At 50.4% G+C, this 23,725-nt stretch carries 24 protein-coding genes and 1 tRNA gene; 11 read left to right on the top strand and 14 right to left on the bottom strand.

All coding sequences use genetic code 11. The features are described from left to right. A partial coding sequence (locus HMPREF9098_RS11745) for an AAA family ATPase (protein WP_155803301.1) occupies positions 1 to 1,002 on the bottom strand: 1,002 nt, incomplete at its 3' end. A 226-nt stretch (positions 1,003 to 1,228) separates the two neighbouring features. Here HMPREF9098_RS11745 and rtcR point away from each other — a divergent pair. Next, a complete protein-coding gene (gene rtcR, locus HMPREF9098_RS07205) occupies positions 1,229 to 2,833 on the top strand; it encodes an RNA repair transcriptional activator RtcR (RefSeq protein WP_003783377.1) in 1,605 nt (534 codons plus the stop codon). Positions 2,834 to 2,893: 60 nt separating this feature from the next. Here the strand turns inward: rtcR and HMPREF9098_RS07210 are convergent. The 10 genes from HMPREF9098_RS07210 to HMPREF9098_RS07255 all read right to left on the bottom strand — a co-directional run bounded on the left by HMPREF9098_RS07210 (position 2,894) and on the right by HMPREF9098_RS07255 (position 9,213). Then, positions 2,894 to 2,968: transfer RNA gene (locus tag HMPREF9098_RS07210), tRNA-Arg, on the bottom strand. A 3-nt stretch (positions 2,969 to 2,971) separates the two neighbouring features. Beyond that, a complete protein-coding gene (locus HMPREF9098_RS07215; protein ID WP_003783378.1) occupies positions 2,972 to 3,421 on the bottom strand; it encodes a DUF441 domain-containing protein in 450 nt (149 codons plus the stop codon). Then, a complete protein-coding gene (locus HMPREF9098_RS07220; protein WP_003783380.1) occupies positions 3,421 to 4,395 on the bottom strand; it encodes a polyprenyl synthetase family protein in 975 nt (324 codons plus the stop codon). Before HMPREF9098_RS07220 ends, HMPREF9098_RS07215 begins: the two co-directional genes overlap by 1 nt. Before the next feature lie 219 nt (positions 4,396 to 4,614). Further along, positions 4,615 to 4,887 (bottom strand): 50S ribosomal protein L27, encoded by a 273-nt coding sequence (rpmA, locus tag HMPREF9098_RS07225; RefSeq protein WP_003783384.1) that lies wholly within the window; start codon positions 4,885 to 4,887, stop codon positions 4,615 to 4,617. Between the two features lie 26 nt (positions 4,888 to 4,913). Continuing rightward, entirely contained in the window at positions 4,914 to 5,222 is a 309-nt protein-coding gene (gene rplU, locus HMPREF9098_RS07230; RefSeq protein ID WP_094576635.1) for a 50S ribosomal protein L21, read from the bottom strand. Between the two features lie 97 nt (positions 5,223 to 5,319). Further along, complete coding sequence (locus tag HMPREF9098_RS07235) at positions 5,320 to 6,207, bottom strand: polyprenyl synthetase family protein (protein WP_003783388.1); 888 nt, start codon at positions 6,205 to 6,207, stop codon at positions 5,320 to 5,322. Further along, positions 6,200 to 6,430, bottom strand: a complete 231-nt coding sequence (gene xseB, locus HMPREF9098_RS07240) for an exodeoxyribonuclease VII small subunit (protein ID WP_003783390.1) — start codon at positions 6,428 to 6,430, stop codon at positions 6,200 to 6,202. The genes HMPREF9098_RS07235 and xseB overlap by 8 nt, the downstream gene beginning before the upstream one ends. Before the next feature lie 96 nt (positions 6,431 to 6,526). Further along, entirely contained in the window at positions 6,527 to 7,720 is a 1,194-nt protein-coding gene (gene dprA / locus HMPREF9098_RS07245) for a DNA-processing protein DprA (RefSeq protein ID WP_003783392.1), read from the bottom strand. A gap of 157 nt (positions 7,721 to 7,877) precedes the next feature. Then, on the bottom strand, positions 7,878 to 8,576 hold the full coding sequence (gene tsaA, locus HMPREF9098_RS07250; RefSeq protein ID WP_050781244.1) for a tRNA (N6-threonylcarbamoyladenosine(37)-N6)-methyltransferase TrmO: 699 nt from the start codon (positions 8,574 to 8,576) through the stop codon (positions 7,878 to 7,880). 82 nt (positions 8,577 to 8,658) lie between these two features. Further along, on the bottom strand, positions 8,659 to 9,213 hold the full coding sequence (locus HMPREF9098_RS07255; RefSeq protein ID WP_003783398.1) for an outer membrane beta-barrel protein: 555 nt from the start codon (positions 9,211 to 9,213) through the stop codon (positions 8,659 to 8,661). 130 nt (positions 9,214 to 9,343) lie between these two features. Between HMPREF9098_RS07255 and mnmE the strand changes: the two genes are divergently transcribed. Beyond that, entirely contained in the window at positions 9,344 to 10,720 is a 1,377-nt protein-coding gene (gene mnmE, locus HMPREF9098_RS07260) for a tRNA uridine-5-carboxymethylaminomethyl(34) synthesis GTPase MnmE (protein ID WP_003783400.1), read from the top strand. A 59-nt stretch (positions 10,721 to 10,779) separates the two neighbouring features. Here the strand turns inward: mnmE and gap are convergent, their stop codons facing one another. Continuing rightward, positions 10,780 to 11,784 carry a type I glyceraldehyde-3-phosphate dehydrogenase gene (gap, locus tag HMPREF9098_RS07265; RefSeq protein ID WP_003783401.1) on the bottom strand — a complete coding sequence of 335 codons (1,005 nt, stop codon included), beginning with the start codon at positions 11,782 to 11,784 and terminating at the stop codon, positions 10,780 to 10,782. 379 nt (positions 11,785 to 12,163) lie between these two features. Here gap and lpxC point away from each other — a divergent pair, with 379 nt between their 5' ends. Then, positions 12,164 to 13,078: a UDP-3-O-acyl-N-acetylglucosamine deacetylase gene (gene lpxC, locus HMPREF9098_RS07270; RefSeq protein ID WP_040564353.1), complete on the top strand. Its 915-nt coding sequence runs from the start codon at positions 12,164 to 12,166 to the stop codon at positions 13,076 to 13,078. A gap of 201 nt (positions 13,079 to 13,279) precedes the next feature. On the opposite strand, the gene gnd is transcribed toward lpxC, so the two are convergent. Further along, positions 13,280 to 14,728 (bottom strand): decarboxylating NADP(+)-dependent phosphogluconate dehydrogenase, encoded by a 1,449-nt coding sequence (gene gnd / locus HMPREF9098_RS07275; RefSeq protein ID WP_003783404.1) that lies wholly within the window; start codon positions 14,726 to 14,728, stop codon positions 13,280 to 13,282. Positions 14,729 to 15,110: 382 nt separating this feature from the next. Between gnd and HMPREF9098_RS07280 the strand changes: the two genes are divergently transcribed. From HMPREF9098_RS07280 to HMPREF9098_RS07295, 4 genes are all read left to right on the top strand, one after another. Continuing rightward, positions 15,111 to 15,365: a DUF3079 domain-containing protein gene (locus HMPREF9098_RS07280; RefSeq protein ID WP_003783406.1), complete on the top strand. Its 255-nt coding sequence runs from the start codon at positions 15,111 to 15,113 to the stop codon at positions 15,363 to 15,365. A 134-nt stretch (positions 15,366 to 15,499) separates the two neighbouring features. Continuing rightward, positions 15,500 to 16,246: an electron transfer flavoprotein subunit beta/FixA family protein gene (locus HMPREF9098_RS07285; RefSeq protein ID WP_003783407.1), complete on the top strand. Its 747-nt coding sequence runs from the start codon at positions 15,500 to 15,502 to the stop codon at positions 16,244 to 16,246. Between the two features lie 10 nt (positions 16,247 to 16,256). Further along, positions 16,257 to 17,201, top strand: a complete 945-nt coding sequence (locus HMPREF9098_RS07290) for an electron transfer flavoprotein subunit alpha/FixB family protein (protein WP_003783409.1) — start codon at positions 16,257 to 16,259, stop codon at positions 17,199 to 17,201. Between the two features lie 130 nt (positions 17,202 to 17,331). Beyond that, entirely contained in the window at positions 17,332 to 17,940 is a 609-nt protein-coding gene (locus HMPREF9098_RS07295) for an IMPACT family protein (protein ID WP_003783412.1), read from the top strand. A gap of 89 nt (positions 17,941 to 18,029) precedes the next feature. Here the strand turns inward: HMPREF9098_RS07295 and HMPREF9098_RS07300 are convergent, their stop codons facing one another. Further along, entirely contained in the window at positions 18,030 to 18,608 is a 579-nt protein-coding gene (locus HMPREF9098_RS07300; RefSeq protein WP_003783414.1) for a TetR/AcrR family transcriptional regulator, read from the bottom strand. 236 nt (positions 18,609 to 18,844) lie between these two features. Here HMPREF9098_RS07300 and HMPREF9098_RS07305 point away from each other — a divergent pair, with 236 nt between their 5' ends. The 4 genes from HMPREF9098_RS07305 (at position 18,845) to HMPREF9098_RS07320 (ending at position 23,337) form a co-directional block, all read left to right on the top strand. After that, entirely contained in the window at positions 18,845 to 20,917 is a 2,073-nt protein-coding gene (locus tag HMPREF9098_RS07305; RefSeq protein WP_003783416.1) for a TonB-dependent receptor, read from the top strand. Between the two features lie 156 nt (positions 20,918 to 21,073). Next, positions 21,074 to 21,481 (top strand): hypothetical protein, encoded by a 408-nt coding sequence (locus HMPREF9098_RS07310; RefSeq protein ID WP_003783418.1) that lies wholly within the window; start codon positions 21,074 to 21,076, stop codon positions 21,479 to 21,481. A 66-nt stretch (positions 21,482 to 21,547) separates the two neighbouring features. Then, positions 21,548 to 21,991 (top strand): CopD family copper resistance protein, encoded by a 444-nt coding sequence (locus HMPREF9098_RS07315; protein WP_003783419.1) that lies wholly within the window; start codon positions 21,548 to 21,550, stop codon positions 21,989 to 21,991. Positions 21,992 to 22,110: 119 nt separating this feature from the next. Further along, positions 22,111 to 23,337: an MFS transporter gene (locus tag HMPREF9098_RS07320; protein ID WP_003783420.1), complete on the top strand. Its 1,227-nt coding sequence runs from the start codon at positions 22,111 to 22,113 to the stop codon at positions 23,335 to 23,337. Positions 23,338 to 23,725 lie beyond the last annotated feature (388 nt).

The raw sequence follows: 23,725 nt of genomic DNA on the forward strand, positions 1-23,725 counted from the left end.
CTCCATAAATATGTTTTCATAGCGCGAACAATGGTTTTGCACCATTTCGGCAAATCCGCTATCCAGCGAACCCGTGGTGGAATACAGCGTTTTCCCTTGAAAAGCCGCACCAAAGCTCGGATGGTCTTCCGGCAGGCGGACATGCGTGCAAACGCCCAAGAAACCGTTCACTTTCACCACTGCATCAACCAAATGATTTTCCGATATTTCAATCGGATATTTTGAATTTTTGGCAATCCGCTCCGAATAATTGAACACCTTCTTAAACGGACGGACAATAATCCGGCCATGCGCATCCACTACCAAACCGCGCATTTCCAGCAACGCATCGTTGAACCGGTTTTCATAAAACACCGAACTGCGGTATTTCAACACGCGCAATTTAGGATATTTTTGCGATGTTTTCGCTGTGAAATCACGTTGCCCGCATTGTAAAAACCTTTGTGTAACGTATGTTTGCTGTGTTTCGTCAAAATCCAGCGGCATCCGGTGGAATTTCGCCATTTCATCAATGACAGCCTGCTTCGCCGCAGAAATCGGCTGTTCGGCAGGCACATGGATTTCGCCTTTTACCCGATTTTGGTTTAATCGGAAATACGCCGCCAACACATCGCTTTCAGGCACATGGTGCAGATTTGGATAAAAATTGTGCAATCGGTATACTTCTGTTTCAAAACCGAATTTTTTTGCCAAATCCAACAGGGAACGGCACGCATTGGCTTTTTGATTAGTGTTCGAATTGATGATTAAAATTGGGTTTTGTTTGTGCTGCTGTCCAAATTTCAGCGTATTTTTCAATGCCGCCATTCCCTTTTGCTGTGCTTGGGCAAGGGCTTCCCTGCTGAAACGATACACGCCGTTTTCATCGGTCAATTCTTTGTCGTTTTCAATGTGTACGATTTGCGCATTGGGAAATTCTTTTTGAAATTCTGCTATTTTTTGTTCCGCGAATGTAGATTTGCCCGAACCTTGATGGCCGCGCAATAAAATAAATTTTTGCATTTTCATCTTTCCTGTTTTGTTGTGATGCAGGTTATCCTGCAATACTGCATCATTCCGCGAATGTGCAGGCTGCTTTTCTATTTGCAAGCATTGTGCCAAACAAAGTGCAGGCTGCTTTTTCTTCAAGCAATAGATTGAATATCAATAAAATATTTTTTATTTTGTTCGTTGTACAACATCTGCTTTATAATGAATTTTATAGCTAAATAAATATAGATTTATAAAAATGGATAGTTCAAAAAAGAATGTTGTGGTCAGTTTTCTTGGCACTGTTTTAGATAACAGCGGGCAAGGCAATGGCCGATGGCGCAAATGGCGCCCCAATGTGGCCATGCACCAATACCCGGATTTCCAGTTTGACCGAGTGGAATTATTGATACAAACCAAATTTTTAGCGCTGGCGGAACGTATAAAATCGGATATTCAGCAGGTTTCGCCGCACACAGAAGTCAATTTCATACCGCTAGAAATGGAAAATCCTTGGGATTTCAGTGAGGTTTATACTAAGCTGCATGAATGGGCACACCATTACCCTTTTGATATTGAAAAAGAAAATTACATCACCCACATCACAACTGGCACACATGTCGCACAAATCTGCCTGTTCCTATTAGTGGAAAGCCGTCAAATCCCATCGGTTTTACTGCAAACAGCACCGCCCAAAAACCAGCAAAAAAATATGGTGAACGGCGATGTCGGCAGCTTGGAGTTCATTGATTTGGATTTAGCGCGTTACGATGTACTGGCTGAACGTTTGGCAGCGGTGCGCAATGACGCGGTTTTGTATTTAAAAAGCGGCATTCCCACAAAAAATCCAAACTTTAACCGCATGATTGCCGAACTGGAACAAGTAGCGCTGCATTCTCCTTCGCCAATTTTGTTGAGCGGTGCAACGGGCGCGGGAAAATCCATGCTGGCAAAACGTATTTACGAATTGAAAAAATCCAGGCATTTGATTTCCGGAAGATTTATCGATGTCAATTGTGCCGTTTTGCGTGGCGATGGCGCGGCTTCTGCATTGTTCGGGCACAAAAAGGGAGCATTTACCGGCGCAGCTGAAAAGCGGGACGGTTGGCTGAAAAGTGCCGATAAAGGCATTCTTTTTTTGGATGAAATCGGCGAATTGGGCCTAGATGAGCAGGCTATGTTGTTAAAAGCCATTGAAGAGAAAAAGTTTTACCCAATCGGCAGTGACAGCGAAATTTCCAGCGATTTTCTGTTGATTGCAGGAACAAACCGTGATTTGCGTGCAGAAGTCCGCGCCGGCCGTTTTCGGGAGGATTTGTTTGCCCGAATCAATCTTTGGCATTACCACTTGCCCAGTTTGGCACAGCGGCGGGAGGATATTGAACCGAACATTGAGCACCAGTTGGCATTGGTATCGCAGGAATTGGGGCGAACAACACGTTTCAATGCGGAAGCAAAAGCGGAATATTTGAAATTTTCTTTATCGGAACAAGCCCTTTGGCTGGGAAATTTCCGTGATTTGGCCGCCAGCATCACCCGCCTGTCCACTCTGGCAACGCAGGGGCGGATTACGGTTGAATTGGTTCAGGCGGAAATCGAGCGGCTGAAATGGGGCTGGCAAGACGGATTTGAAGATGCGAACCAGTGTGCGGACAATATGTGCAGGCTGCCTGAAAATTTGGATTATTTCGACCGGATGCAGTTGGAAAATGTCATTTTGGTTTGCCGGAAACATCAAAGTTTGGCAGCGGCAGGGCGGGTGCTGTTCAATGTTTCCCGTTTGGCCAAAGAAAAACCGAACGATAGCGATAGGTTACGAAAATATCTGGCGAAATTCGGCTTAACTTGGGATGACGTTACGTAGTAAATATTCATTAAAAAAGCAGCCTGCACTTTGAAAAATAAAGTGCAGGCTGCTTTTGATTGGCCTCGCCAACAGGAATCGAACCTGTATTTCACGCTTAGGAGGCATGCGTTCTATCCGTTGAACTATAGCGAGTCTTCAAACTTTTCCCACAAAAAGAGACAGTAATCCGGCGGCAATCAGCGGCCCTACGGGAATGCCGCCAAGAAAAGCAACGCCGATAATCGTGCCCAACATCAAACCGATGACCACGGTGGGCTGTTCCGTCATCAGCGGTACACCGCGCCCTGCCAGCCATGCAACAAATATGCCGATACAGATAGCGCCAATCATTTTAAGACTGGCCAATTCAGTAATATGCGGCAAAGCGATTTTGCCCGACACAAGCGGACTCAATACACCGATGGTCAGAACGATAATCCCTACATACACACCGTGTTTTTCAATAAACGGCAAGTAAGCGGAAAGTGCTGTCTGCTGGATAAGCAATAATAAGGCGGCGGAAATGGTCAGCGTGCTGTTGTTGCTTAACACGCCTAACAGCGTCAATGTGATTAAAAATACTGCAACATAATTGATATTTGCCATTATGCGGCCCGCACTACCGATAATTCTGCCATTTGCCGCATGGCTTGGGTAACTTCGTTATCCGGAAGGCGTTTCAGACAATGAATGGCTTGGTTCACCGCTTCTTTGGCCTGTGTCATGCAGTATTCAAGCACATCAGATTCGGTAACGTATTGATGAATTTTGTCGAAATAAGCACGGTCGGCATTTTGCAAAGCGGTGCGGACATCTTGACGCGCCGCTTGACTGCCTTGCTGCATCAAATAAATCAGCGGCAAAGTTGGTTTACCTTCCGCCAAATCATCGCCGACATTTTTACCGATTTGTTCCACACTACCCGAATAATCCAGCACATCGTCCACAATCTGAAATGCGGTTCCCATATACATGCCGAACTCTTTGAGTGCCCGTTCCTGTTCATCATCAGCACCCGCCAAAATAGCGCCGACTTGTGCCGCCGCTTCAAAAAGTTTGGCCGTTTTATATTGAATTACCTGCAAATACTGCTGCTCGGTAATGTCCACATTGCCGATATTCATCAACTGCATCACTTCGCCTTCGGCAATGATGTTGGTTGCATCGGCCATCACTTCCAAAATTTTCAAGCTGCCAGAACCCACCATCAACTGAAAAGCGCGCGTATATAGAAAGTCGCCCACCAACACCGCCGCTGCATTGCCAAACAAATTATTAGCGGTTTTGCGACCACGCCGCAATTCGCTTTCATCGACAACATCGTCATGCAACAGCGTTGATGTGTGGATAAATTCCACCATTGCCGCCAGAGAATACAGTTTATCGTCATCATACCCCAGGCATTTGCCGGACAAAATCGTCAATATAGGGCGCAACCGTTTTCCACCCGAACCAATAATGTATGTACCGATTTGGGAAATCAATGCCACATCAGATTGAACTGCACGGTTAATGACCACATTCACCCGACTTAAATCGGCTTCAAGATTTTGTTGAAAATAAGGAATAGCAGTCAGCATAATTTGTCTCTGGTTGGCAAAACAAAGGCGTGATTATAGCAAAATTTGCTATGCGATAACACCGTGCAGGCTGCTTTTAGCAAAGTGCAGCGCGCCTTTATTGGCGTTTCATATCATTCATGTTGAAAGCAACATTATTTCAACGAAATTTTAATCATCACCAAAACGCAAAAACCTGCCAATGTTTTCACATTAACAGGTTTCCAAACCATATCGATTTTAGTTTTCCGCGCCTTCGTATGGACGGATGCTTACAGTTTTGCGGTTCAATGCACCTTTGGTGGTAAATTCCACATAACCATCAACTTTTGCAAACAAAGTGTGGTCTTTACCCATGCCTACATTGTTGCCTGCGTGAAATTTGGTGCCGCGTTGGCGAACAATGATAGAACCAGCAGGAATCAACTCATTGCCGTAGGCTTTCACGCCCAAGCGTTTAGCTTCTGAATCGCGACCGTTGCGGGTGCTACCGCCAGCTTTTTTACTTGCCATGTTAGATACTCCTAGACTTGTTTAAATTAGCCAATAGACACGATTTCGATGCGTGTGTAGTTTTGGCGGTGACCTTGACGTTTTTGGTAGTGTTTGCGGCGGCGCATTTTGAAAATGCGGATTTTTTCGCCGCGGCCATGTTCTACCACTTTTGCGACAACTTTCGCACCGGATACGAAAGGCGCACCCACTTGAACTTTATCGCCGTCAGCAATCATCAAAACTTCAGTCAGTTCGATTTGGCTGTCGAGTTCGGCAGGTATCTGTTCTACGTTTAATTTCTCGCCAACGGTAACTTTGTATTGTTTACCGCCGGTTTTTACGACCGCGTACATACTCAACTCCATGAGAATTTATGGTTAAAAATATCCTGCGTTTCCGCAGAACTGGAAACGCGTCATTATGCCGATATTTTTTTGTTTTGTCAAAATTTTAATGGTTTCGGGCAACCACATATTCCGCCAGCTGGCGCAAATACTGCGCGCGTTCGTCAAATACTGCCAATTCGGTCACTGCTTCGCGCACCAGTTGTTCGGCATATTTGCGGGCAGCCTGCAACCCCATCAGCTTCACATAAGTCGGCTTGTTATTGTCGGCATCTTTACCTGCGGTTTTGCCCAATGTCGCCGTGTCTGCTTCGCAATCCAGCACATCGTCAATCACTTGGAATGCCAATCCCAATTTGGCGGCATACGCATCCAGCCGTGCTAATTGGTCGGCTGTGATTTGCGGGCAGCTCAAACCGCCCAGTTGCACCGCCGCCCGAATTAACGCGCCTGTTTTCAAACCGTGCATTTGTTCCAGTGCAGGCTGCTTCATATCTTTGCCCACATTGGCCAAATCAATAGCTTGTCCGCCCGCCATTCCCAAACTGCCGGAGGCTTTTGCCAACACCTGCACCATTTTCAACTGGCGTTCGGCAGGCAGTTCTGTGGCAGCGGACAAAATATCGAATGCCAGCGTTTGCAGCGCATCGCCCGTCAGTAATGCAACGGCATCGCCAAATTGCACATGGCAAGTGGGCTTGCCGCGGCGCAGTTGGTCGTTGTCCATTTCCGGCATATCGTCATGCACCAACGAATAAACATGTATGCACTCAACAGCCGCCATTGCCGCTTCGCAGGCAGCCTGCACCGAATCACCCAGTTGCGAAGCCGCCCAAACCAGCAAAGGCCGCAGCCGTTTGCCGCCATCCAGCGCGCTATACCGCATGGCTTCGTGCAGCACGACAGGTTCTTGGCTGATTTGGGGCAGTTTTTGCTGCAATATGATTTCGGTTTGTGCCGCAACACGTTTTTGCCACAACTGCAAGTCATTCATTTTCTTCTAATTCCAAACTGCGTAATTGATTTTGGTTCAACACCTGCAAAAGCTGCTCCGCCGCCGTCAATTTGTTTTGGCAAAACTGAACCAGCTCAACGCCTTCCTGATAATTAGCCAACGCATCTTCCAGAGAAACCACGGGATTTTGCAAATTCTGCACAATCACTTCCAATCGCGCCATCGCGTCTTCAAATTGTTTAGGAGATTGTTTTCGTGCCATTTTATCCACCGTTTAAAACGGCCATTATAAACAAAATCCATTCAAAAAGCAGCCTGCACCCTTTCCCGCTTCCTGTGGATAAATTTCAGTAACTTTTCATTTAATCCGCTGGAAACGCCCGCCCGGCATAGCCGCCACCACGCCGTCCAATTCCAATTCCGTCAGTTGCGCATAAATTTCATCAGTCGCCAGTTTGCATTTTTCTGCTAATAAATCAGGATGGATAGGGTCATATCCCATCATGGCGAGTAGAGAATTTCCTTCCACCGCCGCAACTACCTGCTGTGGTATTTCCATCAGTGCAGGCTGCTTGTTTTCACGTGAAACATTCGCCCGTTTTCTTGTGGATAGTTTTGTGGATAGTTTTGTGGATAATTGCGTAGATGCGCTTGATTCCATACTTTTTTGCAGCAATTCGGGGCATTCACTCAAAATATCGTCCAAGCACTCCACCAGTTTTGCACCGTCTTTAATCAGTTTGTGGCAGCCTTTGCTGTGCGGATTGTCGATAGAACCCGGGATAGCCATTACTTCGCGCCCCATTTCGCCTGCCAGCCGCGCCGTGATGAGCGAACCGCTTTCCAATGCGGCTTCCACCACCAAAACAGCCTGCGCAAAACCTGCAATCAATCGGTTTCTGCGGGGGAAATTACCGGCCAAAGGGCGCGTTCCCAATGGGAATTCCGATACAATCGCACCTTGTTCGGCAATCTGGTAAGCCAATTTCTGATTGCTTTGCGGATAAATGCGGTCAATGCCCGTGCCCCACACGGCAATAGTGCTGCCTGCACCTTGCAAAGCGCCGTGGTGTGCCGCAGTATCGATACCCGCAGCCATGCCGGAAATCACGGTAATGTTCCGTTCGCTCAATGCGCGGCCGAAATCGGCCGAAATCCGCATGGCCTGTGGTGTCGCATGACGGCTGCCGACAATGCCGACCGACGCCTGCCGCAACAAATCGGCATTGCCGCGCACAAACAATACGGGCGGCGGTGTCAGCCCTTCTTTCAGTCGCATGGGAAAATCGTCATCGCACGACAAAAGCAGCCTGCAATCGGGCTGCTTTTCCCAGTTGAATGCGGCTTCGCAGGCCATTTTGGCTTTGTCGGTATCGTGCCACGCAGCGGCCGCCTGTTTGCCATACCGCCCCAGTTGCGCCACCAAAGCCGCCGGAGCCTTCAATGCCTCCTCCGCACTGCCGCAATGTTCGATAAGCTGTGTAAAACTTTCCGCCCCAATATACGGCGTGAAAGCCAGTTGCACCCAAGCAAAGCGTTCTGTTTCCGTCATCTTTCCACACCTTTATCCACAATTATCGTCATTACCCGCCCTTTCCTGACCACTCGACTGCCTGTTTTTTCATCAATTTTAAAATATTAAATAATTTTATTGGGTTATGCTATTTATTCACAGGAAATTCAATCTTGTTTTCCATTTAAAAAACGGATTATTTCAAGTGCAGGCTGCTTTTGCAGGGCGCGCAACCTTCAATATACGCTGTTTTATCCACAATTCGGAAATGAACGTTCCAGCCTGCAATCTCCATGCCGTAAACACGCTCCGGAAGGTTTTGATAGGCCGGTCTTGGGTCTTGCGCAATGCTGCTTTCAATCAGCAACTGTGTTTCCGCGTCCAAGCCGCATTGTTGCGCCGCAGCCTGCCACACCACCTTCAGCAATTCAGGTGCACCCTGTACAAATCCCGCCCGTGCATCAGGTTTCGCTTCAACAAACGGGATATAGGGCTTGATGTCCAACACAGGCGTGCCGTCCAGCAAATCGCCGCCGGAACACCAAATCCGCACCTGCCCGTTGACAATTTCCACGCGTTCCAGCGGCAGCAGCGACAAACCCAAATGGTTCGGCCGGTGCGGGCTTCGCGTGGCAAACACGCCCATTTTCTTTTTACCGCCCAGCCGCGGCGGCCGCACCATTTCCGACCAGCCTTCCTGTACCGCATCGTGAAACAGGAACTGCACCCAAATATATTCGAACCCGTCCAATCCGCGCACACAATCGGCAGAAAATTCGGCATTCAGCGTGATACAGATTCGCGCCTGCGCCACCAGCTGCGGCTGGCGCGGAATCCCGAATTTCTGCGTATAGGGCGACGATACTGTGCCGATGCTTTGCACCAGGTGTTGCATAATGGCCTTTCGGAACATTGGAAAAAGTGCAGGCTGCTTTTTAAACGCTCAAAAGCAGCCTGCACTTGGTTATGTGATTCAATTAAAAACGGATTGCCGCGCCAACATTGAAACTGTTTGTTTTCAGGTGGCCGTCAAAATCGCTGTTGGACAAACGCGCGTGTTGGTATTCCGCGCCCAATTCCACATTGGAATCCACCGCCATTTTCGCACCGACACCCACGCCCACGCCGTGCACGCGGCTAGAACCAAAAAGGCCGCCGGAAGACGCTTTCAAATCGGTTGATACATAAGAAACTTTGGCATAAGGCATAATGTTCGGCGTAACGCGGTAGCCCTGTGCATAGCCCACGCTGAATGTGTTGCGTGCCTTAATGCTCACACCGTTGTCCGAATACACACGGCCGTTGCCGAAATTGTATTTCACATCTGCCTGGCCGACCAATTCCGTGCCAGGGAATGCAAAGCCGTAAGAGCCGACCGCATTCACATCCGCTACCGTGCGGCCGCCGTCGCTCCAATCGGTCGCGCCCAATTCAGCGCCCACACCGAAACCGGTGAAATGGCCGTTCGTACCTTCCGCCATAGAAACCGCGGAAACTGTCGCCAAAATGGCAGCCAAAATCATTTTTTTCATATTCTTTCCTTAATTCAAGATGATGAAATTCTGTCGATTAGCGTTGCATTATACGGCAATCCCCGTCATGCGGACAATATTTCGCCGCTGCCCAATGTTATAATTTTGTTTTTATTTCCGGATTGATGTTATGTTATCCACAGGCACACCACCCACCATCGCCGCCATTGCCACCGCCAACGGGCGCGGCGGGGTCGGCGTTGTCCGTATATCGGGCAAAAACCTGTTGCCGTTCGCGCAACAAATCACCGGCGGCAAAACCCCGGAACCGCGCACCGCGCTTTACACCGATTTTCTCGATGCCCAAGGCAACGCCATCGACAACGGGCTGCTGCTGTATTTTACCGCGCCCGCCAGCTTCACCGGCGAAGACGTGCTCGAATTGCAGGGCCACGGCGGCCAAATCGTGCTGCAAATGCTGCTGCAACGCTGTTTGGAACTGGGCGCGCGCATTGCCGAAGCGGGCGAATTCACCAAACGCGCCTTTCTGAACAACAAACTGGATTTGGCGCAGGCCGAAAGCGTTGCCGATTTGATTGACGCATCCAGCCAATCTGCCGCGCGCATGGCGGTTCGCTCGCTCAAAGGCGCGTTTTCCGCGCAAATCCACACCTTGGTAGACGATTTAATCACGCTGCGGATGCTGGTGGAAGCCACGCTGGATTTTCCCGAAGAAGACATCGATTTTCTGGAAGCGGCCGATGCGAAAGGCAAACTGCGCGCGCTGCAAACACAGTTGGCGGACATTTTAGCCAATGCGCGGCAAGGTGCGATTTTGCGCGACGGCATGAGCGTGGTACTGGTGGGTGCGCCGAATGTGGGCAAATCCAGCCTGCTTAATGCGCTGGCGGGCGACGATGTGGCGATTGTGACCGATATTGCCGGCACCACGCGCGACACGGTGCGCGAACAAATCACGTTGGACGGCGTGCCTATCCACATTACCGATACCGCCGGTTTGCGGCAGACCGACGACGTGGTGGAAAAAATCGGTATCGAGCGCAGCGAAAAGGCGGTGCAGAATGCCGATGTTGCGCTGATTTTAGTGGACCCGTCCGAAGGCATCAACAAAACCACACGCGACATCATGTGCAGGCTGCCTGCGCATTTGAAACGTATCGAAGTGCACAACAAAATCGATTTGCGCAATGTGCAGGCTGCCCGCTCGGACGATGCGGCGGCACAATCGCTTTCCGGCGCGGATACTGTGATTTCATTATCCGCCAAAACAGGCGCGGGTTTGGATTTGCTGAAAGCGGCGCTGTTGCAGCAAATTGGTTGGCAGGGCGAAAGCGAAGGCCTGTTTTTGGCGCGCACGCGGCATATTCACGCACTGCAAACGGCACAAGCGGAGCTGGAAAATGCGGCATTGTGCGACAACAACCACATCGAACTTTTGGCGGAACACCTGCGTTTGGCGCAGGCAGCCTGCAACCAGATTACCGGGGAATTTACATCGGACGATTTGCTGGGTGTGATTTTCTCGCGTTTCTGTATTGGCAAATAAACCAAACAAAAGCAGCCTGCACTTTCGAATTTGAAGTGCAGGCTGCTTTTTATGCGCGCTTAAATTTTTTCGGCAAAATATTTCAACACGCGCACCAATTGGCTGGCATACGACATTTCGTTATCATACCAGGCAACGGTTTTCACCAACTGCGAATTGCCGACGGTTTGCACGCGCGTTTGTGTCGCATCAAACAGCGAACCGAAGTTCATGCCGATAATGTCGGACGATACGATTTCGTCTTCGGTATAACCGAAAGATTCGTTCGCAGCGGCTTTCATCGCAGCATTGATTTCTTCTTTGCTCACGGTTTTTTCCAGCACGCAAACCAATTCGGTCAAAGAACCGGTGGCCACAGGCACGCGTTGTGCCGCGCCGTCTAATTTGCCTTTCAGCTCGGGAATCACCAAACCGATGGCTTTGGCTGCGCCTGTACTGTTCGGAATGATGTTTTCCGCTGCAGCGCGCGCACGGCGTTTGTCGCCTTTGCGGTGCGGCGCGTCCAATGTGTTTTGGTCGCCGGTGTAACCATGCACGGTTGTCATCAGGCCTTGCACCACGCCGAATTGGTCTTGCAGCACTTTCGCCATGGGCGCCAGGCAGTTGGTGGTGCAGGAAGCGGCGGAAATTACGGTTTCGCTGCCGTCCAAGATTTGGTGGTTCACATTGAAGACCACGGTTTTCACGTCATCGCCGCCCGGTGCGGAAATCACTACTTTGCGTGCGCCTGCGCGGATATGCGCTTCGGCTTTGTCTTTGCTGGTGAAAAAGCCCGTGCATTCCAGCACCACGTCAATTCCCAATTCACCCCAGGGCAATTCTTCCGGATTCGGTTTGGCAAATACCGAAATTTCTTTGCCGTTCACGACCAGTTTGTCGCCTTTCAGCTCGACTTCGCCTTGAAAGCGGCCTTGAGTGGTGTCGTACTTAAACAAATGCGCCAGCATGTCGGCAGGTGTCAAATCGTTGATGGCAACGACTTCGATACCTTCTGTCTGTACGATGCGGCGCAGTGCCAAACGGCCGATGCGGCCAAATCCATTAATCGCTACTTTAACGCTCATTGTGTGACTCCATTCAGATGAAACGTGGGAAAGCCGTATTTTCCCATAAAGCAGCGGTGTTGCTCAAATTTTTTTGGGGTGCAGGCTGCTTTTAAACTGAATATTTATATTTAAATAGAATATATTTTTTAGAAGATTTTTATGAAGGTGCAGGCTGCCTGTGAATAAGTCTGAAACCATTTCAAATTGTTAATAAATTTTGCCGATTAAATTTGTGCGTGGATTCTTGTTTGCCGATAAGCTGAATGTGGATAACATAATGCCGCCGTATCCGCCCTGTGGATAAATAAACGTTATTCAAGCGTTGCATAAGCAAAAACAATCTTGCGCCACGGCAATTTCGGTTATGATGTGGCACGTTTGATATTAAGGAATGCGTATGAAACAAAGAACATTGGCCAAATCGGTCAGCGCCACGGGGGTGGGCCTGCATTCGGGCGAACGCGTGCGCCTGACGCTGCATCCTGCCGCCGAAAACGCGGGCATTTCGTTCCGCCGCACCGATTTGTCGGGCGATGCGGGCGCGCCGATTGTGTTGAGTCCGTATTTGATTAACGACACGCGGCTATCGTCCACCATCGTTACCGAGCACGGCACGCGGGTCGGCACGATTGAGCATATCATGTCGGCACTGGCGGCATACGGCATTGATAATGTGGCGATTGAATTGAACGCGCCCGAAATCCCGATTATGGACGGCAGCAGCCTGCCTTTTATCTTCCTGCTGCAAGATGCGGGCGTGGTGGAGCAGGAAGCCTTGAAAAAATTTCTGCAAATCAACAAAACGGTGGAAATCAAAGAGCTGGGTAAATGGGTGCGTTTCGAGCCTTATCAAGGGTTTAAAGTCGGCTTGACGATTGAATTCGACCATCCGGTGTTTAACCGCTCTTCTCCGCGTTTTGAAATTGATTTTGCAGGCAGCTCGTATTTGGAAGAAATCGCACGGGCGCGCACCTTCGGGTTTATGCACGAAGTGGAAATGATGCGCCAGCACGGGCTGGGGCTGGGCGGCAATCTGACCAACGCGATTGTGATTGACGATACCGACGTTCTGAATCCGGACGGCCTGCGCTATCCCGATGAATTTGTGCGCCACAAGATTTTGGATGCGATTGGCGATTTGTATATCGTCGGCCATCCGATTATCGGCGCGTTTGAAGGGTATAAATCCGGCCACGCCATCAACAATGCGCTGCTGCGCGCGGTGCTGGCCGACCCTGAAAATTACGAATGGCGGACGTTCGATAATCTTGATGACGTGCCGCAGTCGTTTTGCGGTGTCGAAACATTATAGTGGATTAAAATAAAAATGAGACAAGGCGGCGAGCCGCAAGGCGTACAAATAGTACGTCAAGGCGAGCCAACGCCGTATCATTGCGATTTTAATTCACTATAACGGTTGCCTAACCGCACGGCAAATTAAAGTGCAGGCTGCTTTTTGAATCTCGAAAAGCAGCCTGCACTTTGTTTTGGTTACTGGTTTTGGTTATTGAATTTACACTTCGTAAGTGCTCGAAGCAGTATCGCCGCCCGTGCCCGTCCAGTTGGTGTGGAAAAATTCGCCGCGCGGCGCATCTACGCGCTCGTATGTGTGTGCGCCGAAATAATCGCGTTGCGCCTGCAACAGGTTGGCCGGCAGCCGTGCCGATGTGTAGCTGTCCAAGAAGGTCAGCGCTGCTGTCATGCAGGGCATTGGAATGGCCGATTCGATGGATTTTGCCACCACTTTGCGCCATTGCGGCAAAGCAGCCTGCAAAATTTGGCGGAAATAATCGTCTTGACCCAGCCACACCAAATCGGGATTTTTTTCATACGCATCGCGGATATTGCCCAAAAACACGCTGCGGATAATGCAGCCTGCACGCCAAAGCAGCGCCGTATTGCCGTAATTCAATTTCCAGCCGTAGGTTTCGCTGGCTTCGTGCATCAGCATAAAGCCTTGCGCATACGAAACGATTTTGCTGGCCAGCAACGTCTGCCGCAGCGCTTCCAACCATTGCGCACGGTCGCCTTCGATTTTGCAGACACTGTGCGGGAACAAGCGTGCCGCCGCTGTGCGCTGGTCTTTTAACGCGGATACGCAGCGTGCAAATACCGATTCGGTAATCAGCGTCAGCGGAATGCCCATGTCCAAAGCGTTAATGCCCGTCCATTTGCCTGTGCCTTTTTGCCCGGCGGTATCCAGAATTTTTTCAACCAGCGGCGAACCGTCGCTGTCTTTATACGCCAGAATATCGGTGGTGATGTCGATTAAGTAGGAATCCAGTTCGGTTTTCTGCCATTGTTGGAACGTTTCGTGCATTTCTTCATGCGTCATGCACAGGCCTTCTTTCATGAACTGATAAGCCTCGCAAATCAACTGCATATCGCCGTATTCAATGCCGTTGTGCACCATTTTCACAAAGTGCCCGGCGCCTTGGTCGCCCACCCAGTCGCAGCAGGGTTCGCCCGCAGGCGTTTTTGCCGCAATGGCTTGAAAAATAGGTTTCACAAATTCCCAAGCGGAAACATCGCCGCCCGGCATGATGGAAGGGCCGTGGCGCGCGCCTTCTTCGCCGCCTGAAACGCCTGCACCGATAAAACGAATGCCTTTTTCCGCCAGCTCGATGCAACGGCGGTTGGTGTCCGGATAATTGGCATTGCCACCGTCAATCAGGATATCGCCCTTGTCCAGATACGGCACAATCTGTTCGATAAATTCGTCCACGGCGCTGCCTGCACGAACCATCATCATGATTTTTCGCGGTTTCTCAAGTTTATCTACCAACTCTTGCAAACTGTGGGCACCGATAATCTGAGTGCCTTTGCCAGCGCCGTTTAAAAAATCGTCCACTTTGCTGGTGGTGCGGTTGTATGCCACGACTTTAAAACCCTTGTCGTTCATATTTAAAATCAGGTTTTGTCCCATCACGGCCAAGCCGATTACACCAATATCACCTTTCATTTTGAATTCCGTCTGCTTGTTTATGCAAAATGCGAAACTTTAACGCATTGGGAATGGTTTCACAATATTTGTTTGACAATTATTAAGGTTAAATAATTTGATATATATTTTATGATGTTGATATAGATGTGCCTCTTTCTTGTGCATATTCTGATTTTTCTTGAAAAATAAATAAATTAGCCTGATTTTGGTTTGTGTATAACTTTAATGGAAAGGAAAAATTTGCTTGAGGAAGATTGTGGATATTTTTTATTAAAAAGACGATAGCTGTGGACAAAAATCGATTATCCCTAAAAGTGCAGGCTGCTTTTTGGCTTGTTTTGGCAAAAAAATAGGCGTATAACCGCCCATTGTTTTATTTTGTGTCATAGGAAATAACAAAATGGCTAAAAAATTTCCGATTGCCCCAAAACATCCCGAAAGAATTTGCTGGGGCTGCGACAAATATTGTTCGGCCGACGATTTGCAATGCGGCAATGGTTGCGAGCGCATTCAGCATCCGATAGAAATGGATGGTGCGGAATGGTATAAAAAAGGCGATTGGTCGGATTTGTTAAGCGATGAACAACGCAAAGAATTGGGGCTGATGGACTCCATACCCGTCAAACCGCATATCAAATTGGTGCTGCAAAAATAGTGCAGGCTGCTTTTAGGATAATTATTCGATAACGGTATTCAAAACCACGGTTTTCAGCTAAAATAAACACGGACAAGCGACAATTTAACCTTTTGTTTTGTCGCTTTATTTTATTGATACAAAAAGGAAAGTGCATGAAAGCATTAGTTGCTGTCAAACGTGTTGTCGATTTCAATGTGAAGGTGCGCGTGAAAGCGGACGGTTCTGATGTGGAAATTGGCAATGTCAAAATGTCGATGAATCCGTTTGATGAAATCGCAGTGGAAGAAGCTGTCCGCTTGAAAGAAGCCGGCAAAATCAGCGAAATCGTGGTTGTATCGCTGGGCGAGAAAAAATGCGAGGACGTGTTGCGAACAGCGTTGGCAATGGGTGCCGACCGTGCCATTCATGTGGAAACGGATGAAAAATTAGAACCTTTGGCAGTAGCGAAAATCCTGAAAAAAATTGCCGAAACAGAACAAGTTCAACTTTGCTTGTTAGGTAAACAGGCTATTGACGATGATGCCAACCAAACCGCCCAAATGTTGGCGGCATTGATGAATGCGCCGCAAGCGACATTTGCCAGCAAAGTGGTGCTGAATGAACAGGAAGTGGTGGTTACACGGGAGATTGACGGCGGTTTGGAAACACTGGCTTTGAAACTTCCTGCGGTCATCAGCACCGATTTGCGTTTGAACGAACCGCGCTTTGTGAAATTGCCCAACTTGATGGCGGCAAAGAAAAAAACATTGGAAAAACGGTCTATTGATGAATTTGGTGTGGATATAACGCCGCGTTTGTCCGTGCAGAAATATGCGGAACCCAAAGCCCGCCAGGCCGGTATCAAAGTGGCCAATGCGGCTGAATTGGTTGAAAAATTAACCGCTGCCAAAGTAATTTAAAGGAGTGAATATGTCAGTTTTAATTTTTGCGGAACATAATGGCGAACAACTGCACCAAAACACGCTCCATGCGGTTTATGCGGCACAAAAATTGGGTGAAGTCCACGTATTGGTGGCGGGCAGCAATGTGCAAAATATTTCGGAACAGGCAAGCAAAATCAAAGGGGTAAGCAAAGTATTGCATGCTGATGCCCCACATTATACGGAATGTTTAGCAGAGGAAATCGCGCCTTTGATGGTGTCTTTGGCTGAACACTACACGCATATTGGCGCAGCGGCGAGTGCTGTCGGTAAAAATATTATGCCGCGCGTTGCCGCTTTATTGGATTGTCCGCAAATTTCAGATTTAACGGAAATTTTGGATAATCAAACATTTATCCGCCCAATTTATGCGGGGAACGTGTTTACAACAGTTCAAAGCAATGCAAAAAAATTGGTATTAACATTCCGTACCAGTACATTCGGTGCTGCGGAGTTGGGCAATCAGGCGGCTGAAATAGTCAGTGTTGCGGCCACTCCGGCTCAAAATCTAAGCCGTTTTGTATCGCGCGAACTCACACAGTCCGACCGGCCTGAATTGACGCAGGCACGCGTTGTCGTGTCCGGCGGCCGTGCTTTGGGCAGTGCGGAGCAATTTAACGCAGTATTGACACCATTGGCCGATGTTTTGGGTGCCGCAATTGGTGCCAGTCGCGCCGCCGTTGATGCGGAATATGCGCCCAATGATAGCCAAGTAGGGCAGACCGGCAAGATTGTTGCGCCGGAATTGTATATTGCAGTGGGTATTTCCGGTGCAATTCAACACGTTGCGGGTATGCAGGACAGCAAAACGATTGTGGCCATTAATAAAGATCCGGATGCGCAGATTTTCAATATCGCGGATTATGGAATTGTGGGCGATTTATTTGAAGTTGTGCCGCAATTAGTGGATGCATTGAAATTGAAGCAAGCATAAAGTTTCACGTGAAACGGAAAAATGTTGATTAAAAAGCAGCCTGCACTTTGAAATATGGAAGGTGCAGGCTGCTTTTAAATGTTATTTATCAATATTAAATACCAAATAAACAGTTGTTTACAGGTTGAACATGAATCAAATCACAACATATCGAACTTTGAAATCGCCAATTCAGGTAGAATTTAAAGATAAAGGCAGCCGATTTTTGGCGTTCGCATATCCTGTGCAAACGGCGGAACAAGTAAAAAAACATGTTGATGATTTGCGGCAGGAACATCACAAGGCACGGCATTGGTGTTATGCCTACAGGCTTGGCGTGGACGGCAATCAGTTTCGCGCCAATGATGACGGAGAACCGTCTGGAAGTGCGGGCCGGCCTATTTTGGGGCAGATTGATTCATTTGAACTGACGGATGTTTTGGTGGTGGTGGTGCGTTATTTCGGCGGAACGCTGTTGGGTGTGCCCGGCTTAATTCATGCGTATAAAACCAGCACTCAGATGGCGTTGGAGAATGCGCAAATTATTGAAAAAAATATTGAAAAAACGGTTCGGATACGGTGCGAATATCCTTATTTGAATGAAGCTATCCGTATCGCGAAAAATCATCAGGCGGAAATAATTGAACAGGATTTGCAACTGGACTGCCGTTTAACGGTACGGATTCCGCTGGCAAATGCCGAGGCATGTTTGGCGGCGTGGGCGCAGACACGGCAGATTGAATTGTTGGAATTGGGTTGAGTTGAAATTTATTTGAGAAAAAGCAGCCTGCACTTTAAATTTTGGAAGTGCAGGCTGCTTTTATTATTTAATAAATATTTGAATGTGCGTTAATTTTTGGATAAGCCGTTCAGCAGCAAGCTTAACGCATCTTCATAAAGCTTCTGCGGCGCGTCCGTGTAATGATTTTGCAGGCTTTCCCGTTGTACCAATGCGTCGATTTGCTGCACAAAGGCTTCTATCATGGGGACACGCAGGTCGGTGCGGATGAGGCCGCGTTGTTGCAGGGTGGTGAAGAAGTTGTGCATGAAGCGGTCTTTTTCAGCATACATTTCGGCGAAAAAATCCTGCAACACCTTGTCTTTGCTTTGTTGAATGTCGCGCAATACGGGTGGGGTGTACACGGTTTGCAGCGACTGTTTCTGCAAATCGAGCAACAAAGTGATGATTTTGGCGAGCGATTCGGCATTTTCCTGTGCTTCTGAAAGCGCCGCGCGGATACGGTTTTTGTCATCCGTGAGGATTTGGCACAAAAGGTCACGTTTGTCGGCGTAGTATTTATAAAAGGTTACGCGGCTGGTTTGGGCGGCGGTGCACAGGGTTTCTACGGAAATTTTCTGCCAACCGTGTTCGGCAAACAAAGAAAGGGCGGCTTGATAAATGGCGGCTTGGGCAGTGTTGGGTTTCATAGGGTCTGGTTCTGAATAAAATTTATTTGCATTTGGTGTGATTCTACACTACACTTTACAAAATTTGTTTATTTTATAAATTTTGTAAACTATGTAATGAAAAGTGCAGGCTGCTTTTTTAGGTTTCCACGCGAAATGCTGCCACACAGGCATTCATCAGGCAACAGGTATCCTTACCGAAAGCAGCCTGCACGTTCCTTCCCATCAAACTGCCGATAAAAATTCAGGAGAAAACCATGCCCGCCCCGCGTTCCCTTCTTTCCGTGCTGATTCCCGCGCTGTTTGCTGCACATTCCGTACCTGCTTTGGCGCAAATGCCTGCTGAAGGGCAGCCTGCAGGCACAATGGCCGAACAGGCACAAAACTTGCCCGATGTCGTGGTAACCGGTGAAAAAACGCGCCGCAGCCGCTTCAAGACCGCTACCAGCACAGAAGTTTCCAAAGCAGCCGAAATTGCCAAACATGCCGGCACTCGCTCGTCGCACGATATTTTGGCGCACACGGCCAACGTGGTGGATTTGGGCAACGACAACAATCTGCCCACCGTGCGCGGCGTGGACGGTTCGGGGCCGGCCACGGGTGCGGTGGCGTTTTTGGCGGGCACGCGTCCGCGGCTGAATTTCTCTATTGACGGGCGTTCGGCAACGTATAACGAAGCTGCGTTCGGCACGCAGTCGCTGTGGGACGTGAAACAGGTGGAAATTTTGCGCGGGCCACAAAGTCTGACGCGCGGGCGCAATGCCGTGGCCGGTTCGGTGGTGGTGGAAACCAACGACCCGTCCGACAAATGGGAAGGTGCGGTGAAACTGGCGGCGGGAAACCAGAAAAGCCGTCAGGCAGCGGTAATGCTGTCCGGCCCGATTGTGGCGGACAATCTGTCCTTCCGTTTGAGCGTGGACCGGCAGGAGCGCGAAAGCTACATTCCGCTGATGCATTATTCGCCTGTGGGTAACCCGCGCCGTGTAGAAACCACTACCGCCCGCGCCAAACTGATGTACGCGCCTGCGTCCAATCCCAATTTCTATACCAAACTCACGCTGAACCACATTCAGTCGCGCACGCCGCAGAGCGAAACCAAAGATAATCCCGGCAGCCCGCGTTATGCGCCCGAACGCCCCGTGTTCAAAACCGATTCCACGTCCGGCATGTGGGATATTTCGTGGCAGTTTGCGCCGAATTGGCGTGTGGAAAACAAACTCGTGTACACCAAATACGGCAACGACCGCCTGTCGCTGCCCGCACCGCGCGGCGTACCGGCCACGCTGGACGGCAAAGAATGGCAGCTTGAACCCGTACTGCGCTACCGCTCCGATTCAGGCAGCCTGAAAGCCTTGGCAGGCGTGTACCTTTTCCATGCCGAGCAGGACGAAACCGTTGATTTGGCCAACCGCGCGCGCCGCGTGTTCCACAACGTATTCAAAGATAAAACCGACAACCGCGCCCTGTTTGCCGAAGCCGAATGGGCGTTCGCCCCTCAATGGAGTGCAACCTTCGGCGCACGCTGGGAGCAGGAACACCACCGCAGAACCGGCGGCACCGACTTGTTCCGCATCAACCGAAACCAAAAACAAAACGTCTTTTTGCCCAAAGCCGAAATCGCTTGGCAGCCGAACGAACGTTTCAACACCGGCATCCGCATTGCACGCGGCTACAACTCTGGCGGCGCGGGCGTAACCTTCGGCGCGCCTTATACCGCCTATGAATACAAGCCTGAATATGTGTGGAACTACGAATGGTTCGGCCGATACAAACTGCCTGAACACGGCTTAGAGTTGAGCAGCAATGTATTTTTTAATGATTACAAAGATATGCAGCTGCCGTTTTATCTCGGTGTCAACTCGGTCGTTATCCGCAATGCCTCCAAAGTGCAGACGTATGGCGCGGAATTTGGCGCAAACTGGAAACCTACCGAAAATCTGACACTTAACGGCTCGCTCGGCCTGCTGCACACCGAAGTCAAACGCTTCCCTAACAGCGGCACGGAAGGCAAGCAGCTCAGCCGTTCGCCCAAATACACCGCCGCCATTGGTGCAAGCTACCTGCTGCCGCGCGGCTTTGAAATCGGCGGCAAAGTGCGTTTTTCCGGCGGTTATTATTCCAACGCGCAAAACACCGAAGTCGGCCGAATCAAGGCATACAGCCAAACCGACCTTTACGCCGCCTACAACTTCAAACACGGCCGTATTTCGCTTTATGCCGACAATGTGTTGAACAGCCGCCGCGATATTTTCATCCCCGCCGCCGACCGGCGCGAAGCCCTTGCCCAAAGGCCGAGGGCGGTGGGCATAGCGGCGGAAATGAAGTTTTAATCAGGGTGCAGGCTGCTTTTGGTCGCGCTTAATACATGGCCGCCTGAAAGCCAAAAGCAGCCTGCACTTCCCAAATTCAATCAAAACCGCTTCCCCGTTTGTCGTGTAGGTATTCGGCACGGCGGGAACATCGGCAAACCACCCGAAAGACATACCATGAAATATTTCACGCTTCTGCAAACCTTGCCCGAAGGCAGAATTTACCAAACCGATTTAACGCCCGTTGTCCAATTTCAAGACTGGCTGGACGATTTTGAAGAACTGTTGCGCCAAAGCCCCCGCTTCGCCACCGTCTGCACGCCCATGCGGTTGGACAAAAGCCCCGAACAGCGCACCGCCGACCGCAAACTTTATCTGGACTGGATACGCGCCCACCAGCCGCAGCTTGACGCGCAATGCGCTGCCATGCTCATGGTCGAACCCGACCCCGAAATCTTTGCCGAATTGCAGCAGCAGTCGTCCAAGCTCGCCGTCAGCCTGAATGTGCGCTACACGCTTGCCCGCACCCAAGACGAAGCCCTACAACTGGCCGCACAGGCGTTGAAGCAGCAGTTTGGCGCATAAAAACGGCGTACAATGCGGTTGAACGGCTGAAAAGCAGCCTGCACTCAAACTCAAGAAAGAGGCCGCATGATGAACTGGTATCCCGTTTTCCTGACCCTGCATATTTTTGCCGCGCTGATGTTTGTCGGCACGGTGTTTTTTGAAGTGCTGATACTTGAAGGCATACGGCCGCAGGTATCGCCGCGCTTCATGCTCGCCGTGGAACGCGCCATCGGCAACCGTGCCCGCAAAATCATGCCGTGGGTGCTGCTGGTACTGTACGGTTCGGGCATCGGCATGGTGCTGAACCGCTATCTGCCGCTGCTGGAGCACCCATTTTCGTCCGCCTTCGGCATCATGCTTTCGCTTAAAATCCTGCTGGCATTGAGCGTGTTCGGTCACTTTCTCACCGCCATGACCCTGCGCGGCAGCGGCAAACTCAGCAGCCGTCATTTTCAACTGATTCATTTGAGCGTGTTCTGCCACATGGTCGGCATCGTGCTGCTGGCCAAATGGATGTTTTATGCGTGAAGCATGATGTGCAGGCTGCATTTTGCATTCGGGAACAACTCGATAAAACTTCGTTTTAGGCAGCCTGAAAACCCGAAAAGCAGCCTGCACCCATCCACCCGCCACCACCCAATCCCGTTATGCCACCCTACACCCCCACTCGCCGCGACTGGCTGCTGCTCACCGCTGCCGGCGCATTCAAATTCACGCTGGTCGGCTTCACCTTGGTCGCCGTGATGACCATGCTCAAAACCTACGGCTACACACTCGAACAACTCAGCTGGGTTCTCCTGCTCGGCAGCGTGGAAGCCGCCAAAGTCCTGTTCGCCATCGCCATCGAGCGCTACTGCCCCGCGCGCGGCGGCCGTTTCCGCTTTTGGCTGCTGGTTTCGTTGGCGGGCATTGCCGCATCGCTTGTTTTGCTGATGCTGCTGGACCCGCGCCGCCACTTTTTCCTGCTGCTACCCGTGTTGTTTGTATTATCTTGTTTCAGCGTGCTTTTCGGCAGCGCATCGGTCGGTTTGGGCAGCCTGCTGCTTCCCTATCGTGCACGCGGGCACGGCGGTGTGATTCAGGTGGTGGCCGCGCGTGCGGGCAAAATGATTGGTGGTGCGGGCGTGCTGTGGATTTTTCAGCAATACGGTTGGACGAGTGCCATTGCCGCCACGCTTGCCTTCACATTGGCCGTTTTGCTGCAAACCGCCGCCTACCGCGAACCCGAAGCCTTCAAGCAGCCTGCATCCGCTTGGCGCTTATCCGACCTGTTTAAACGCCTTGCCTTGTTCTGGCGCGAAACACCGCGCGGCAAAACCTGGTTTGCCCTGCTGTTCGCTTCCTGCATTCCCTACGCCGCCACCGCCACCACCTTCACGCCCGAACTCACCGATTTGGGTTGGACGCCCAAACAAATCGGTACCGTGCTCACTGCCGTTATCCCGCTCGCCTGCATGGCCGCCACGCCTGCCGCCGGCCTGATTGCCCGAAAATACAGCCGTCGCGGCCTGATGAGCGTGCTGCTCGCCGTTCAAGTGCCCATCCTTGCCTCGCTCGCCTTTGCCAAAGAAGCCGCCGCGCTGCACCCCATGCTGCCCGCCGTGCAAATCGGCCTGCTCAACATCGGCTACACGCTGCTGCTGCCCGTGGTTATGGCCGCCATAATGGACAAATCCCGTCCCGAATACGCTGCGCTGGACAACGCCCTGCAACTCTCCGTCATGCTCGCCGGCACTTATGCCGCCGGTTTCGCCGCGCTGCGCCTTGCCCACAAATCAGGCTATCCCGCCGTCCACCTGTGCGCCGCAGCGGCAGGGGCAATAGTGTGCTTCGGCGTGTGGCGGTGGTTCCGTGAAGATTGTTCAAGTCAATGAAAATAAAAAAATAACAAAGTGCAGGCTGCTTTTGGGAAGGTTCAAAAGCAGCCTGCACTTTAATGTTCATGCCTGTTTGCAGAGGGCGGCGGCAGACACCCGATTTCCCTTCCGCAGAGAGGAAAAATCCCGAACGCGAACAGAAAATTTAACGACAAGAACATGGCGTATCGCCGCCATACCCACTCCAAAACCGCCGCCCACCCCCAGAGAAACCCTCACCCCAACCCTCTCCCACGGGAGAGGGAGTAAGCGGCTGTTGCGCCACGGTTTGCCGCATAACGCATAAAAAGCAGCCTGCACTTGGTTTGAGTTTAACCGATTGAAAAGGTAGATAGATGGTTGGATTGGATTGCTGCCTGCCATTCAATGATTTTGCCTGTTTCAA

The sequence above is a fragment of the Kingella denitrificans ATCC 33394 genome (genome assembly GCF_000190695.1).
GTDB lineage: Bacteria > Pseudomonadota > Gammaproteobacteria > Burkholderiales > Neisseriaceae > Kingella_A > Kingella_A denitrificans.